A 15,492-nucleotide genomic window follows, 5' to 3' on the forward strand; every position below is an offset into this window, starting at 1 on the left:
CGCTACGGCGCCGCGGCCTAGCATGAGGGCATGTCCGTGTCCGAGCTCTTCGACGAAAGCGAGTGGGTCCCGGGTCCCGGATCCGAGGACTTCACGGACATCACCTATCACCTGGACGTGCGCGGGCAGGTGGCGCGCGTGGCCTTCGACCGCCCGGAGGTGCGGAACGCGTTCCGGCCCCGCACCGTCGACGAGCTGTACCGCGCGCTCGACGACGCCCGGCAGAACCCCCGCGTCGGCGTCGTGCTCCTCACCGGCAACGGCCCGAGCCCCAAGGACGGCGGCTGGGCGTTCTCGAGCGGTGGGGACCAGCGCATCCGCGGACGCGACGGCTACCAGTACGGCGACGACCCCGCCCGCACCGGACGCCTGCACATCCTCGAGGTGCAGCGGCTCATCCGCTTCATGCCGAAGGTCGTGATCGCCGTCGTGCCCGGTTGGGCCGCCGGCGGGGGGCACTCGCTGCACGTGGTCTGCGACCTCACCATCGCGAGCGCCGAGCACGCCCGTTTCAAGCAGACCGACGCCGACGTCGGCTCCTTCGACGCGGGCTACGGCAGCGCCTACTTCGCCCGGCAGGTCGGCCAGAAGTTCGCGCGGGAGGTCTTCTTCCTCGCCCGCGAGCACGACGCGCAGCGCTATCTCGAGGCGGGCGCGGTGAACGCCGTCGTCCCGCACGCCGAGCTCGAGCGGACCGCCCTCGAGTGGGCGCGCGAGATCATCCGCAAGTCGCCGACGGCGATCCGCATGCTCAAGTACGCGTTCAACGCGGTCGACGACGGCATGGTCGGCCAGCAGGTGTTCGCCGGCGAGGCGACCCGGCTCGCGTACGGGACCGACGAGGCGGTCGAGGGGCGCGACTCCTTCCTCGAGAAGCGCGCGCCCGACTGGTCCGCCTTCCCCTGGCACTACTGACCGTCATGCGCGACCTCGCCGTCCTCCCCGCCGATCCGGCCGAGGTGCTCGGCGCCCTCCGGCTCGCGCTGTCCGGCGACGGTCCGGCGATCCTGCCGCTCGCGCGGGGCGCGAGCGCGGAGGGCGTGCCGGACCAGGTGCCGAAGCGGATCGCCGTGGTCGTGCAGACCTCCGGCAGCTCCGGGCGGCCGAAGCGCGTGGCCCTCACCGCGAACGCACTGCTCTCCGCGGCGGGGGCCACCGAGGCGACGCTCGGCGGGCCCGGGCACTGGGTGCTCGCGCTGCCGGTGCACTACATCGCCGGACTCCAGGTGCTGGTGCGTGCGATCGCATCGGGGACGGACCCGATCCTCCTGCCCGGCGGACGGCTCGAGCCGACGGCCTTCGCGGACGCGGTGCTCGCCGTGCCGCGGGTGGAGCGGGCCTACACCGCGCTGGTCCCGGCGCAGCTCGGCGACCTCCTCGCGTCTCCCGACCACCGGGTGCGGGAGGCGCTGCGGCGGCTCGACGCGGTGCTCGTCGGGGGCCAGCGCCTGCCCGACCAGCTGCGGGAGGCGGCGCTCGACCACGGCGTCCGGGTGATCCGGACCTACGGCTCGACCGAGACGAGCGGCGGCTGCGTCTACGACGGACAGCCGGTCGGCCCCGCCCAGGTGCGCGTCGTCGACGGGGAGGTGCGGCTCGCCGGACCCATGCTGGCGGAGGAATACCTCGGCGATCCCGAGCGCACGGCAGCCGCGTTCGTCTATGAGGACGGCCTCCGCTGGTACCGCACGGGCGATGCCGGCCAGCTCCGCGAGGGCGTGCTGCGGGTGACCGGGCGACTCGACGACGTCCTCGTCTCCGGCGGCGAGAAGGTGTCGGTTGGCCGGGTGGAGGCCGTGGTGCGCGAGCTCCCCGGCCTCGCCGACGCGGTCGTGGTGCCCGCGCCGCACGCCCGCTGGGGGGAGGCGCCGGTCGTGGTCCTGCCGCGACCCGCCGATCCGGGGCTGCTCGAGGTGATCCGCGGCGCGGTCGGCGCCGTCCTCGGCCCCGCCGCCCGCCCTGACCGCATCGCGACGGTGTCGCCGCTGCCCCTGCTGCCGAGCGGAAAGCCCGACAGGGTGGCCCTCACCGCCCGCGTCACCGAGCGCTCCGGCGCCTGATCCGACCGCGGCCCGTTCTCACGCCGGCGTGCCGCTCACGGACGTGGTGGTGACGAATCAAGGAGATCCGGCCCCTCGGCACCCTGGTCATGCGGATGCAGGGGCGATTCCCGCCGAATCTCCTTGATTCGTCACCCCTTCGACGGCGCAACCCGGCGGCCCCCGGCTGACAGGAGGCGGAGCCCGCTCGCCCTAGGATTTCCCGGTGGCCCAGAGCAAGAAGCGTCCCCCGCAGCGACGACCCCAGCCGGGCCCGCGCACCGCGGCTACCGTCGCGGGCAGGGGACGTTCCGGGCGTCCCGCCGCCGTCCGGGTCGCCCCGCCGCGCAAGGCGACCGCGGCCGACTGGATCGCCGCGGCCCGCTGGCGGACCCTGCCCCTCTCGGTCGCCCCGGTTCTCGCGGGCACGGGAGCCGCGTACGTCGCCGACGGCGGCGTGTTCCACGAGTACCGGATCCCGCTCTGCCTCGCGGTCGCCGTGCTGCTGCAGCTCGGCGTGAACTACGCGAACGACTACTCCGACGGCATCCGCGGCACGGACGCCTACCGGGTGGGACCGGCCCGCCTCACCGGAGCGGGCGCCGCCCGCCCGCGCACCGTCCTGCTCGTCGCGCTCGCGTTCTTCGCGCTGGCCGCGCTCGCGGGTCTCGCGCTCGTCGTGCTCTCCCAGCAGTGGTGGCTGCTCGCCGTCGGGGCCGCCGCCATCGCCGCCGCCTGGTTCTACACCGGCGGCAAGCGCCCCTACGGCTACGCGGGCCTCGGCGAGGTCGGGGTCTTCGTGTTCTTCGGCCTGGTCGCGACCGCCGGCACCACCTACGTCCAGGCGGGCGAGGTCAACACCGAGTCCTGGCTGTCGGGCGTGGGCATCGGCCTCCTGGCCTGCGCCGTGCTCATCGCGAACAACATCCGCGACATCGACCAGGACCGGCAGGCGGGCAAGCGCACCCTCAGCGTGCTGATCGGGCGGACGGCGTCCCGCGTGCTGTTCGGCGTGCTGCTGCTGCTCGCGTTCGGCATCGTCGGCTTCTTCGCCGTCTTCTACCCGTTCGCGTACCTCGTGTTCTTCGGGCTGCTCCTCGCGGGGCCGGCCGTGCTCATCGTCGCGACCGCGCGCACCGCGCGCGAGTACATCCTCGCCCTCGCCCTGACCAGCGCGCTCGCCCTCGTCTACGGCGCCGGACTGGCCGCGGCGTTCATCCTGTGAGCCTCAGCTCAGCGGGAACTGTCGGGAGCGTCGAAGGCGGCGTCCTCGGCCTCGTCGTCGCCGACCGGCTCCGCCTCCCCGCGGCGCGCGCGGTGCAGCTGCCCGGCGAGCTTCTCGCGGGGGCGGCTGAGGAAGATGAACGAGATGCACAGCGCGATCAGCGCGGCCACGATCGTCGAGATCCAGGGCTCCACCGGCATCACGGCGAGGAGGATCGCCAGGACGACCGCGAAGATGCCGACCCGGAGCAGGGTGAACCACAGCCAGGCGAGGCCCGGCCGCTCCTGCTTCTCCACCCCGACAGTGTAGGCACGGTCCGCGCACAGGCCGCTCGTCTATCGTTGACACCATGGCCCGGTTCTGGGTGATCGCGGCAGTCATCGCGGCCGCGTTCATGATCTACTCGCTCGTCGACTGCGCGATGACCGATCGCGCTCGCGTGCGCGGGCCGCGCAAGGGTCTCTGGTTCCTGATCATCCTGCTGCCGGTGATCGGCGGCGTGCTCTGGTTCCTGGTCGGCCGCGGTCGCGGACCCGCCCGCCCGGCGGCCCGCTCGGTCGCCCCGGACGACGATCCCGCGTTCCTCCGCCGCCTCGCGCACGACGCGGACCAGGAGGAGCGCATCCGTCGCCTCGAGCAGGAGCTCGCCGACCTCGACGCGGACGGGCCTCCTCCCGGGGAGCGTCTCCCGGAGCCCGACAAGGACACGGACGGCGGCGACAAGCCCGACCGGCGTGATGCCTGAGGGCGCGAGCCCCGCGAGCAGCTTCGCCTCCGCCCTCCTCGGGCAGCTCGTCGCGGGTGGAGTCCGCCACGTCGTCGTGGCCCCCGGCTCCCGCTCCCAGGCGCTCGCGCTCGCCGCGGCGCGGCTCGAGCAGGACGAGCGCATCCGCCTGCACGTCCGCATCGACGAGCGGGACGCGGGCTTCCTCGCCCTCGGCATCGCCGCGGAGACCGGCGCGCCGGTCCCGGTGATCGTGACCTCCGGCACCGCCGTCGCGAACCTGCATCCGCCGATGCTCGAGGCCTGGCACTCCGGCGTGCCGCTCGTGGCCCTCACCGCCGACCGCCCCAACGAGCTGCGCGGGGTCGGCGCGAACCAGGCGACCCGCCAGCCCGGCATCTTCGGCCCCGCCGCCGTGTGGTCGGTGGACGAGCCGGCGCCCGAGGGGGTTGCAGCACCGCAGCGCGCATCCGCCCTCGCCCGGGAGGTGCTCGAGCACGCCCAGGACGGCCCGGTCCACGTCAACCTCGCCTTCCGCGACCCGCTGTCCGGGGCTGCGGAGGCGGGCGTCGGCGCCGAGGCCGTCGAGCTGCCCGAGCGGCCGGCTGCCGCCGCGGAGCGCATCGCCCTGCCGGAGCGCACGGTCGTGCTCGCGGGCGGCGGCGCGGGACCGGCCGCGGAGGCGTTCGCGCGGGCCGCCGGGCTGCCGTTGATCGCCGAGGTCACGAGCGGCGCCCGCTTCGGACCGAACCTCGTGCCCGCCTACCGCGCGGTGCTCGCGGACCCCGACCTCGCCGCCGCCATCGAGCAGGTCGTCGTCTTCGGCAGGCCGACGCTCAGTCGCGAGCTGCCCGCCCTTGTCGCCCGTGTGCCGTCCGTGGTGGTGCGCCGTCCCGGCGCTGAGCAGTTCGACCCGGGGCGATCCGCCCGCATCGTCGACGCGCTCGTCCTGCCGGACGCACCGCAGGACCCGGCGTGGCTCCGCGCGTGGATCCTCGCCGGCCGCCGGGCCGCGGTGCCCGAGGACGACGTCCCCTACCTCGGCGACCCGTCGGTCTCGTCGCCCTCCGCAGCCGGGAGGCTGGCGCGGTCCGAGATGGCCGCCCTGCGCTCGCCGGTCACCCGCCAGTCGCTCGTCGAAGCCGTGTGGCGCGCCACGTGGCCGCACGACCGCCTCGTCCTCGGCGCCTCCCGCCTCATCCGCGACGCGGACCGGCACGTGCCGGGCAAGCGGATCCGGGTGCATGCGAATCGGGGCCTCTCCGGCATCGACGGCACCGTGGCGACCGCGCTCGGCGTCGCGGCGGGGGCGGGAGACGACCCGAAGTCGGCAGCGGGCACGACGCGGGTGCTCCTCGGCGACCTGACGCTGCTGCACGATGTGGGCGGCCTGCTCCTGCCCCCGGGGGAGAGGCGGCCCCGCGTGCAGCTCATCGTGGGCAACGACGGCGGCGGCACGATCTTCGACGGCCTCGAGGTCGCGGCGACCGCGGATCGGTCCGCCTTCGACCGCGTCCTGTTCACGCCGCAGGAGGTCGACCTCGCTCACCTCGCCGCCGCGTACGGCTGGCAGCACGCCCGCGCCACCTCGCGCGGCGACCTCGACAAGGCCCTGACCGCCCCGCCACCGGGGCTCAGCATCCTCGAGGTGCCGCTGCCTCGCTGACGGCGCGTCTTCCTCAGGGCGGCGTGTCTGCCGGACGGCCCTCCGGCCCCCACGTACGGTGTGGCCGGAAGGGGGCACCATGGCGACGGACGACATTCTCGGTTTCACGATCCTGCTCGTATCGGGCAGTGCGATGGTCATCGGCCTCGTACGCCAGTTCGCCCCCCAGCTCCGCCGCCGCCGGGACTAGTCCTTCCGAGCGCCTTCCCGGCGCCTCGACGATCGCCTGACCTTCGCCTGCGGGCCGGCCGGTCGCTGCTCGCGTCCCGCGGGACCTCGTGCGATCTCGGGACGGGCGTGCCGCCCGGCCTCCATCAGGGTGCGGGGACGGCGGGCGCTAGCTGAACGCCTCCAGCACGGGGCGCAGCTTGAGCGACGTCTCCGCGAGCTCGCGCTCCGGGTCCGAGCCGCCGACGATGCCGGCGCCCGCATACCCGGTGACCGTGCCGTCGGCGTCGACCTGGGCGCAGCGCAGCGCGACCGCCCACTCGCCGTCGCCCTTCGCGTCGACCCAGCCGACCGGACCGGCGTATCGGCCCCGGTCGAACGGCTCCAGCGCCGCGATGCGGGACAGCGCCTCGTCGGTGGGGCTCCCGGCGACCGCCGCCGTGGGATGCAGGGCCTCGAGGAGGTCGAGCGTGCCGGTGCCGTTCGCGAGGCGGCCGTCGACGTCGCTCGCGAGGTGCCACACGTTGGGGAGCATCAGCGGGAAGGGCGCCGGGCTGGAGCGCAGCTCGCCGGCGTACGGGGCGAGCGAGGACAGGACGCTCACGACCGCGAAGTCGTGCTCGTCGAGGTCCTTCGCCGAGATGAGGAGCGCGTTCGCCTGGGCTGCGTCCGAGGCGGTGTCCGTTCCGCGGGCCGTGCTGCCGGCGAGGACCCGGGCGGCGACGCGGCCGCCTCGGGCGCGGACGAGCGTCTCGGGGCTGGCACCGACGAGCCCGTCGACCGCGAAGGTCCAGCAGTCCGGGTAGCCGGTGGCGAGTCGGTCCAGCGCGGTGCGGAGATCGGCGCCCACCGGCAGTCGGCCCACCACGTCGCGGGAGAGCACCACCTTGCCGAGCTCGCCTCCGTCGATGTCCCCCAGCGCGGAGCGCACCGCTGCCCGGTACCCGTCCGGGGTCATGCGGCCCGCCGTGAAGCCGACCCCGTAGCCCTCCGTCGTGAGCGGCGAGGGGGCGGCCACCTCGTCCCCGTCGTCGTCGATCCGGGTGATCCAGCCCACTCCGCCGCGGCGGCCGACGACGACGCGGGGCACGATGAGGGCGCTGACGCTCTCGGACGACCCCGCGAACGCGAAGGCGCCGAAGGCGACGAGGCCCGTGCCGGGCAGGCCGACGGCGTCGTCGACCACCGCCCGGGCCGCGAGCTCCGTCCACGCCCGCCGGGCGTCTCGGAAGCGGTCGGGGCCGGAGAACTCGAGCCGCAGCGCCTCCCCCAGACCCACGAAGCCGTCGCCGTCACGCAGCCAGAGCAGCGGGCGCCGGGGATCGGCGAGGGGGAGGAGGGCGTCCGGCGAGTAGGGGCTCGTCGTCACCGACAGGGTGGACGCCGGCGCGGGAAGCACCGGATCAGCCTACTGCCGCCCCCTTCTCGCCCCCCGGGAGGAGCCTGAAGGGGCAGGAGGGGGCGGAACCGCGCCCCCTACAATTGACGCGTGAACCAGGCCGACCTCAGCAAGAGGGGCGCGGACGTCGCCGCGATGTTCGACAAGGTGTCGGCGCGGTACGACCGCACCAACACCGTCCTCTCGGTCGGCAACGATGTCATCTGGCGCGCGGCCACCACACGCGCCGTCGCGCCCCGCCGCGGGGAGCGCATCCTCGACCTCGCCGCGGGGACCGGCACCTCCAGCGCCGCCCTGGCCCGGTCCGGCGCGACCGTGATCGCCGCCGACTTCTCCGAGGGCATGCTCGAGGTCGGCCGGCGACGGCAGGCGGGCGTGCGCAACCTCGAGTTCGTGCACGCGGACGCGCAGGCGCTGCCGTTCGCCGACCGCGAGTTCGACGCGGTCACCATGTCCTTCGGACTGCGCAACGTCCAGGAGCCGAAGAGGGCGCTCGCCGAGCTGTTCCGCGTCACCAAGCCGGGCGGCCGCGTCGTGATCTGCGAGTTCTCGACGCCGCCGAACGGGCTGATCCGTCGCGGCTACTCCCTCTATCTGAAGCGGGTGCTGCCGATGGTGTCCAAGGTCACCAGCTCGAACGCACCCGCCTACGACTACCTCGGCGACTCCATCCTCGACTGGCCGGACCAGCGCACGCTCAGCGGCTGGATCCGGGATGCCGGCTACGCGGACGTCACCTACCGCAACCTCACCGCCGGCATCGTCGCCCTGCACCGCGGCCGGCGGCCGGCCACGGCAGGCCGGTGAGCCCCGCAGTGCCGGTCGCGCGGCGCAGCAAGGCGCTCTCCTCGCAGATCGGCTTGACCGAGCGCATCTTCACCAACGCCGAGGACCGCGCCACCGCCGCCGCCATCGAGCGGGGTCTCGAGCAGGTCGAGGCGGGCATCCTCCGCGAGGTGTCCTTCGCCGACAGTGTCGCCGACGTCGCCACCCGCTACCTGCTGTCCGCGGGCGGCAAGCGGGTGCGGCCGATGCTCACCCTGCTCACCGCACAGCTCGGCGAGGGCATCATCCCCGACGTGCTGACCGCCGCGGAGGCCGTCGAGATCACGCACCTCGCCTCGCTGTACCACGACGACGTCATGGACGAGGCGGAGCAGCGACGCGGAGTGCCGACCGCGCAGGCCGTGTGGGGCAACTCCGTCGCGATCCTCACCGGTGACCTCCTCTTCGCCCGCGCGAGCAACCTCATCGCGGGTCTCGGCGACCGGGCCATCCGGCTGCAGGCGGGCACCTTCGAACGCCTCGTCCTCGGTCAGCTGCACGAGACCGTCGGTCCGCAGCCCGGCGACGACCCCGTCGAGCACTACCTGCAGGTGCTGTCCGACAAGACCGGCTCCCTCATCTCCGCAGCCGCCCAGCTCGGCGTCGTCTTCTCGAACGCCCCGCGCGAGTACGAGGAGCCCGTGATGCTCTTCGGCGAGCGGATCGGCGTCGCCTTCCAGCTGGTCGACGACGTGCTCGACCTCTCGCCCCGCTCCGAGGAGACCGGCAAGCTCGCCGGCACCGACCTGCGCGCCGGTGTGCCGACCCTGCCGCTGCTGCACCTGCGCCGCCAGGCCGAGCAGGACGGCGCGGCAGCCGCGCTGCTCGCGCGCATCGAGGCCGGCATCGCGACCCCCGGCTCTTCCGACCTGGCTGCGGCCATCGAGGAGCTCCGCAGGCACGAGGCGACGGCGATCACGCTCGCCGAGTCGCACCGCTGGGCCGAGAGCGCCGTGGCGGCGATCCAGCCGCTGCCGGAGGGCACTGTCAAGAAGGCGCTCACGCGCTTCGCGGACGTGATGGTCGAGCGGTCCAGCTGACCCGGCCGCGACAACACAAGTGAGGAACAATCCATGACCAAGCTTCGGCTGGCCATCATCGGCGCGGGTCCCGCAGGGATCTACGCCGCCGACCTCGTCCGGAAGGCCGAGCGCAGCTTCGACGTGTCGATCGACCTGTTCGAGCGTCTCCCCGCCCCCTACGGCCTCGTCCGCTACGGCGTGGCGCCCGACCACCCCCGCATCAAGGGCATCATCTCGGCCCTGCGCGAGGTGCTCGACCGGGGCGACATCCGCTTCTTCGGCAACGTCGAGTACGGCGTCGACATCACGCTCGACGACCTCAAGCACCACTACAACGCCGTCATCTTCGCGACCGGCTCGACGCGGGATGCGTCGCTCGACATCCCCGGCATCGACCTTCCCGGCTCCTACGGCGCCGCCGACTTCGTGTCCTGGTACGACGGGCACCCGGACGTGCCGCGCGAGTGGCCGCTCGAGGCGAAGGAGGTCGCCGTCATCGGCAACGGCAACGTCGCGCTCGACGTGGCCCGCATCCTCGCGAAGCACCCCGACGACCTGCTGCCGACCGAGATCCCCGACAACGTGTACGACGGCCTCAAGGCGTCGCCGGTCACGGACGTGCACGTCTTCGGCCGCCGCGGACCCGCGCAGGTGAAGTTCACCCCGCTCGAGCTCCGCGAGCTGGGCGAGATCCGCGACGTCGACATGATCGTGCACGACGAGGACTTCGACTACGACGAGGCGTCCAAGAACGCGATCGCCACCAACAAGCAGGTGCTCGTCATCGACCGCGTGCTGCAGCAGTGGCGCAAGCGCGAGGTCGGCAAGGCCAGCCGGCGGCTGCACCTGCACTGGTACGCGAAGCCGCTCGAGATCGTCGGGAACGGCCGCGTCGAGGCGTTCCGCTGGGAGCGCACCGAGCCGGACGGCGAGGGCGGCGTCCGCGGCACGGGGGAGATCCGCGAGGTGCCGGTGCAGGCCGTGTACCGTGCGGTCGGCTACTTCGGCTCCCCGCTGCCCGAGGTCCCGTTCGACGAGCGCCGCGGCGTCATCCCGAACCGGGAGGGCCAGGTGCTCGACGACGCCGACGAGCCGGTGAACGGCGTCTACGCCACCGGGTGGATCAAGCGCGGGCCGGTGGGCCTCATCGGCCACACGAAGAGCGACGCCATGGAGACGCTGGGCCACGTGCTGTCGGACCAGGCGAACTGGTGGACGCCTGAGGACCCGGCCGAGGAGTCGGTGCCCGCGCTGCTCGAGGCCCGCGGCGTCCCGTACACCACCATCGACGGCTGGCACCGCCTGGACGCCCACGAGCTCTCGCTCGGCGAGGCGGTCGGCCGCACCCGCATCAAGGTCGTCCCGCGCGACGACATGACGCGGATCTCGCGCGCCTCCTGACGGCGGCCGCGGGTTCGGGCTTGGGGTTCAGCAGCAACTTCGGGCGGATTCAGCAGGAACGGCGGGCGGGTTCAGCAGGAGCCGGGGGCGGGTTCAGCAGGAACGGAAGGGCTCCAGCAGGCACGCCGCGAGGGTTCAGCAGGAACAGAGGGGCTCCAGCAGGCAAATCCGGGCCACTTCTGCCTGCTGAAGCGCCTGCCTGCCTGCTGAACGCCGGGCCGTTGCTGCTGCAGGACTGATGAGCGGCGGATCGGCCCGTTTCTTGCCGACCGCTGCCGATGCCGGCAGCTTCAGCAGGAACGGAGTGGCTTCAGCAGGCGAATCCGGGCCACTTCTGCCTGCTGAAGCGCCTGCCTGCCTGCTGAACGCCGGGCCGTTGCCGCTGCAGGACTGATGAGCGGCGGATCGGCCCTGTCCTCGTGTCCTCGCCGACCCCTGCCGATGCCGATAGCTTCAGCAGGAACGAAGCGGTACCAGCAGGCGAAACCGGCTGAGTTCTGCCTGCTGAAGCGCCTCCGTGCCTGCTGAGCCCCGCAGCGTGCCTGCTGAGCCCCACCGCGGCGTACCTGCTGAACCCGTGCGGCGTTCCTGCTGAACCCGGCCCTGCCTCCTCCTGGGCGGAGGGAAGGACGCCCGCCGCCTACTGCAGCGCCGAGGTGAGCCGCGCGAGGTTGTCGACGACCGAGCCGACGGGGTGGCGCTCGTCCCACTCCTCGAGGGTGAGGCGGCGGCTGGCTCGGCGGTAGTCGTCCTCGAGCCGGCGGAGCTGCTGCACGAAGTCGCGGCCGCGCACCATGAGGGACAGCTCCACGTTGAGGCTGAACGAGCGGATGTCCATGTTGCTCGAGCCGATCACCGCCACCTCCTCGTCGATCGTGAAGTGCTTGGCGTGCAGGATGGTGGGCCGCCGGTACATCCAGATGACGACGCCGGCCTCGAGCAGCGTCCGGTAGTACGAGCGCTGCGCGTGGTAGACGAGGAACTGGTCGCCGATCTCGGACACGAACAGCTCGACGTGGATGCCGCGCTGCACGGCGGTCGTGATCGCGTAGAGCATCGACTCGTCGGGCACGAAGTACGGCGACGTGATGATGATGCGCTCCTGCGCGTAGTAGAGCAGGGCGTTGAAGAGGCGCAGGTTGTTCTCGCCCTCGAAGCCCGGCCCGCTCGGCACCACCTGGCAGTCGAGCATGTGCGCGGCGATCTGGTCGTCCATCGCCTCCGTCTCCCGCACGAGCAGCTCGCCGGTCTCGCCGAACCAGTCGCTGATGAAGATCGCGTTGATGCCGGCCACGATGGGGCCGCGCAGGCGCGTCATCAGGTCCTTCCACTGCAGGTGCCGGCGCCGGTTGATCCACCGGTTGTAGCTGCGGTCGATCATGTTCTGCGAGCCCATGTAGGCGACCGTGCCGTCGACGACGAGGAGCTTGCGGTGGTTGCGCAGGTCGGGCCGCTGCCAGCGGCCCTTCAGCGGCTGCACCGGCAGCAGCAGGCGCCACTCGACGCCGGACCGCTTCAGGCGGCGGATCGTCTTCCGGTAGCCGGGGTACTGCAGCGACGCGACGTGATCGAGCAGCACGCGCACCGTGACGCCGCGCTTCACGGCCGCCTCGAGGGCCGCGAAGAACGGCTCGGTCGTCGGGTCCGAGGAGAGGATGTAGAACTGCGCGTGCACGTAGCGGCGCGCGCGGCCCACCTCGTCCGCCATCGCGCGGATCGACTCGTCGTAGTCGGGCAGCAGCGTGGCGCTGTTGCCGCCGACGAGCGGCATCGAGCCGAGCGTGCGGTTGAGCTCGGCCACCGACTCCAGCCACGGCGGCCAGGTGGGCGTCTTGTTGACGCGGTCCATGCCCTCGGTGGTGCCCCGGATGATCCGGTCGATCTCCTTCTGCCGCTCGCGCCGCTTCTGCGGCAGGTGCGGGCTGCCGATGAGCAGGAACAGGATGAGCCCGACGTAGGGCAGGAAGAGCACGAGGAGCAGCCACGCGGTGGCCGAGGTCGGCTTCCGGTTGCGCGGGATGATGATCACCGCCCCGATGCGGATGATCAGGTCGACGACGATCAGGAAGATGGTGACCGCCAGAGTGGCACTGGCGGTGTTCATGCCCGCGAGTCTATCCGCGCTGATGCGGCGGCACTTTCACGTCTTCGGGGGGTGCCAGGCGGCGACAAGGCGGGCTGATCCGGCGTTCCCGGACCCGCCGAGGCGGCCTGGATGAGCAGATCCGGCCCGGTTCAGCGGAAGTTGACGAACTGCAGGTCGACGTCGAGGTCGGCGCCCTTGAGGAGCGCGATCGTCGACTGCAGGTCGTCGCGGCTCTTCGACTGCACGCGCAGCTCGTCGCCCTGGATCTGGCTCTTGACGCTCTTCGGCGCCTCGTCGCGGATGATCTTGCCGATCTTCTTCGCGTGCTCCTGGTCGATGCCCTGCTTGAGCTTCACGACGATCCGGTACTCGCGTCCGCTCGCCTGGGGCTCGCCGGCGTCGAGGCTCTTCAGGGAGATGCCGCGCTTGATGATCTTCGACTGGAGGACGTCGAGCACGGCCTTGGCCCGCTCCTCGCTGTTGGCCTTGATGAGGATGTCCTCGCCTGTCCACTCCACGGACGCGTCGGTGCCCTTGAAGTCGTAGCGCTGCTCGACCTCCTTGCGCGCCTGGTTGAGGGCGTTGTCGGCCTCCTGCCGGTCGACCTTGCTGACGATGTCGAACGAGGAATCTGCCATGCAGTCATGGTAGCCAGCGGCCCGCGCCGAGGCGGACGGCCATTGTCCCGAGGCAGGCGCCGGGTGCATCATGGCCGCATTCGGCGGGGGGTGGAAGGACGCGCGACCATGCCGGAACCCGACGACACCCCGCCGCCCTACCGCGCCCAGCTGCTCGCCACCGAGCACTGGAGCCTGCTCGCCTCCCGCAGCACCACGCAGAGCGAGGTGCTGGTGCGCATCAACATGTTCCTCACGCTGGTCTCCGCGGGACTCGTGAGTCTCGCCCTCGTGGGTCAGGCGATGGGGTTCAGCGACATGTTCCGGCTGTTCGCGATCATCGTGCTCGCGTTCATCTGCATCGTCGGGCTGCTGACCCAGATCCGCGTCCTCAACGTCGGCTCGGAGGACCTCATGTACGTCCTCGCCATGAACCGGCTGCGCGGGGCGTACCTCGACCTCGACCCGGGCGTCGAGCCCTACCTGATGGCGTCGCCCTACGACGACTACGAGGGGATGGGCCGCACCTACTTCTTCCTCGGCCCCAGGTCGTCGTTCAGCCAGCTGGCGGGCAGCAGCATGATGTTCATCATCGTGGTCGTCTCGATGCTGCTCGGGCTCCTCGGCAGCGTCCTCACCTCGGCCCTCGGCGCCCCGATGTGGCTGGCGATCACGATCGGGCTCGTGGTCGGGCTTCTCCACCTCCTCGCCGCGATGGCGACGGGCGGTCGCCAGTTCTTCTCGTTCTGGCGCACCTACCGCCCCCTCAGGTCGACACCCACCACCGAGGAGCAGCAGTGAACGCCGTCGCGCAGATCCTCGCCGTCGTCCTCGGGCTGATGCTGATCGCGGTCGGCATCCTCGAGTCGTTCTTCTACCGGAACCCGCGCCTGTTCCCGATCTTCCGGATCCGGCCCGACGACCAGCGGGCGGTGCGGCTGTGGGTCATCAACCAGGGCTTCTACAACATGACGTACGGCGTCGGGGCGCTCGTCGGCGTGATCCTCGCCAACACCGGACAGGAGGCCGTCGGGCGGGCACTCGTGCTGTTCGTCGCCGCCGCCCACGTGGTGCTCGGCATCGTTCTCGTGGTGAGCGAGCCGAAGCTGTGGCGAGGAGCGGTCGGGCAGGCGGGAGTGGCCGCGGCGACGCTGGTGGCGACGCTGCTGTAGGCCCCCGAGGTGGACGGGCCCGGGAACGAAAGAGGACCGCCCCTCGCGGGACGGTCCTCTTCGTTGCGGTGGCGAGTGAGGGATTCGAACCCCCGAAGGCTATGCCGGCTGATTTACAGTCAGATCCCTTTGGCCGCTTGGGTAACTCGCCAGGCTGCTCCGGCCCGATCGTGCGAACTGACCGGAGGCGCTGGACAAGGATACAAGTCGCCGCGACCGTCGCGAAATCGCCGCCGTCGTCCGCCCCGGAACGCGCGCCGCCCCGCCGGGAGCGATTGGATGGACGCATGACGCTCGCGCCGAACGGACTCGACGAACTGCTGCTCATCGCGCGGGACACCGCGCTCGCCGCGGGAGCCCTGGCCCTGCAGCGCCGGCAGGAGGGCGTGTCCGTCGCCGCCACCAAGAGCGCGCCCATCGACATCGTCACCCAGGCGGACCGGGACACGGAGCAGCTGATCCGCTCCCTCCTCTCCGACGCGCGGCCCGACGACGGCTTCCTGGGCGAGGAGTCGGGAGGCGGAGGCGGCACGAGCGGACTCACGTGGGTGGTCGACCCGATCGACGGCACCGTCAACTACCTGTACGGGATCCCGGCGTGGGCGGTCAGCATCGCCGTGGTCGAGGGCGACCCCGATCCGGCCACCTGGCGGGCCCTCGCGGGTGCCGTGGTGAACCCGGTGACGCAGGAGGTGTACACCGCGCGAGCGGGCGGAGGGGCGCGGCTGGGGGAGCGGGAGCTGCAGGCCACGACCGGCGTCGCGCTCGACCGCGCGCTTGTCGCGACCGGCTTCGCCTACTCCATGAAGTCGCGGGAGCCGCAGATCGAGGTGGCGGCCGAGATGCTGCGCAGAACTCGGGACCTCCGCCGCATCGGCTCCGCCGCACTCGACCTCTGCGGCGTGGCCGATGGCCGGCTCGACGGCTTCTACGAGTGGGGGCTGCACCCCTGGGATCACGCCGCAGGAGCGCTCATCGCCCGCGAGGCGGGCGCCGCCGTCGTCGGCCGGAACGGCGCCCCGGGCAGCCGAGAGCTGCTGGTCGCGGCCGCTCCTGCGCTGGCTGACCAAATCGTTACACTTATCACTGCGCTTCGCCCCTAGCGCGGAAGCGAACCTGTGTGTTACATCCAAATCCCGATCATTCGA

Annotated in this window: 15 protein-coding genes and 1 tRNA gene; 11 read left to right on the plus strand and 5 right to left on the minus strand. The window is 72.3% G+C overall.

Features of this window, described 5'->3' with window-relative positions:
* Positions 1-30: 30 nt before the first annotated feature.
* The 3 genes from J3P36_RS12130 (at position 31) to J3P36_RS12140 (ending at position 3,264) form a co-directional block, all read left to right on the plus strand.
* Positions 31-915, plus strand: a complete 885-nt coding sequence (locus J3P36_RS12130; RefSeq protein ID WP_210508441.1) for a 1,4-dihydroxy-2-naphthoyl-CoA synthase — start codon at positions 31-33, stop codon at positions 913-915.
* 5 nt (positions 916-920) lie between these two features.
* On the plus strand, positions 921-2,060 hold the full coding sequence (locus J3P36_RS12135) for an AMP-binding protein (RefSeq protein ID WP_210508442.1): 1,140 nt from the start codon (positions 921-923) through the stop codon (positions 2,058-2,060).
* A 205-nt stretch (positions 2,061-2,265) separates the two neighbouring features.
* On the plus strand, positions 2,266-3,264 hold the full coding sequence (locus J3P36_RS12140) for a 1,4-dihydroxy-2-naphthoate polyprenyltransferase (protein ID WP_210508443.1): 999 nt from the start codon (positions 2,266-2,268) through the stop codon (positions 3,262-3,264).
* An 8-nt stretch (positions 3,265-3,272) separates the two neighbouring features.
* Here J3P36_RS12140 and J3P36_RS12145 read toward each other — a convergent pair whose 3' ends face one another.
* Entirely contained in the window at positions 3,273-3,560 is a 288-nt protein-coding gene (locus tag J3P36_RS12145; RefSeq protein ID WP_307807078.1) for a DUF4229 domain-containing protein, read from the minus strand.
* Between the two features lie 53 nt (positions 3,561-3,613).
* Between J3P36_RS12145 and J3P36_RS12150 the strand changes: the two genes are divergently transcribed.
* Together J3P36_RS12150 and menD are read left to right on the plus strand one after the other, a co-directional pair.
* On the plus strand, positions 3,614-4,009 hold the full coding sequence (locus tag J3P36_RS12150; RefSeq protein WP_210508444.1) for a PLD nuclease N-terminal domain-containing protein: 396 nt from the start codon (positions 3,614-3,616) through the stop codon (positions 4,007-4,009).
* Complete coding sequence (menD, locus tag J3P36_RS12155; protein WP_210508445.1) at positions 4,002-5,654, plus strand: 2-succinyl-5-enolpyruvyl-6-hydroxy-3-cyclohexene-1-carboxylic-acid synthase; 1,653 nt, start codon at positions 4,002-4,004, stop codon at positions 5,652-5,654. The genes J3P36_RS12150 and menD overlap by 8 nt, the downstream gene beginning before the upstream one ends.
* 337 nt (positions 5,655-5,991) lie before the next feature.
* On the opposite strand, the gene J3P36_RS12160 is transcribed toward menD, so the two are convergent.
* The gene (locus tag J3P36_RS12160) at positions 5,992-7,221 is read right to left on the minus strand and encodes an isochorismate synthase (protein WP_307807079.1); all 1,230 of its coding nucleotides are present in this window, start codon (positions 7,219-7,221) and stop codon (positions 5,992-5,994) included.
* Between the two features lie 90 nt (positions 7,222-7,311).
* Between J3P36_RS12160 and J3P36_RS12165 the strand changes: the two genes are divergently transcribed.
* From J3P36_RS12165 to J3P36_RS12175, 3 genes are read left to right on the plus strand one after another with little or no spacing between them, the layout of a single operon-like run.
* The gene (locus tag J3P36_RS12165; RefSeq protein ID WP_307807080.1) at positions 7,312-8,028 is read left to right on the plus strand and encodes a class I SAM-dependent methyltransferase; all 717 of its coding nucleotides are present in this window, start codon (positions 7,312-7,314) and stop codon (positions 8,026-8,028) included.
* Entirely contained in the window at positions 8,025-9,086 is a 1,062-nt protein-coding gene (locus J3P36_RS12170) for a polyprenyl synthetase family protein (RefSeq protein ID WP_210508446.1), read from the plus strand. Before J3P36_RS12165 ends, J3P36_RS12170 begins: the two co-directional genes overlap by 4 nt.
* 33 nt (positions 9,087-9,119) lie before the next feature.
* The gene (locus J3P36_RS12175) at positions 9,120-10,469 is read left to right on the plus strand and encodes an FAD-dependent oxidoreductase (protein WP_210508447.1); all 1,350 of its coding nucleotides are present in this window, start codon (positions 9,120-9,122) and stop codon (positions 10,467-10,469) included.
* A 640-nt stretch (positions 10,470-11,109) separates the two neighbouring features.
* On the opposite strand, the gene cls is transcribed toward J3P36_RS12175, so the two are convergent.
* Together cls and J3P36_RS12185 are read right to left on the minus strand one after the other, a co-directional pair.
* Positions 11,110-12,573: a cardiolipin synthase gene (gene cls / locus J3P36_RS12180; protein ID WP_210508448.1), complete on the minus strand. Its 1,464-nt coding sequence runs from the start codon at positions 12,571-12,573 to the stop codon at positions 11,110-11,112.
* Between the two features lie 131 nt (positions 12,574-12,704).
* A complete protein-coding gene (locus J3P36_RS12185; RefSeq protein WP_210508449.1) occupies positions 12,705-13,193 on the minus strand; it encodes a YajQ family cyclic di-GMP-binding protein in 489 nt (162 codons plus the stop codon).
* Positions 13,194-13,301: 108 nt separating this feature from the next.
* Here J3P36_RS12185 and J3P36_RS12190 point away from each other — a divergent pair, with 108 nt between their 5' ends.
* The gene (locus J3P36_RS12190) at positions 13,302-13,973 is read left to right on the plus strand and encodes a hypothetical protein (RefSeq protein WP_210508450.1); all 672 of its coding nucleotides are present in this window, start codon (positions 13,302-13,304) and stop codon (positions 13,971-13,973) included.
* Positions 13,970-14,344: a DUF1304 family protein gene (locus J3P36_RS12195; RefSeq protein WP_210508451.1), complete on the plus strand. Its 375-nt coding sequence runs from the start codon at positions 13,970-13,972 to the stop codon at positions 14,342-14,344. The genes J3P36_RS12190 and J3P36_RS12195 overlap by 4 nt, the downstream gene beginning before the upstream one ends.
* 69 nt (positions 14,345-14,413) lie before the next feature.
* Here J3P36_RS12195 and J3P36_RS12200 read toward each other — a convergent pair.
* Positions 14,414-14,495 (minus strand) — tRNA-Tyr (locus J3P36_RS12200).
* 136 nt (positions 14,496-14,631) lie between these two features.
* Between J3P36_RS12200 and J3P36_RS12205 the strand changes: the two genes are divergently transcribed.
* Entirely contained in the window at positions 14,632-15,447 is an 816-nt protein-coding gene (locus J3P36_RS12205) for an inositol monophosphatase family protein (RefSeq protein WP_210508452.1), read from the plus strand.
* Positions 15,448-15,492: the final 45 nt, after the last annotated feature.

Source organism: Naasia sp. SYSU D00057 (genome assembly GCF_017916505.1).
Lineage (GTDB): Bacteria > Actinomycetota > Actinomycetes > Actinomycetales > Microbacteriaceae > Naasia.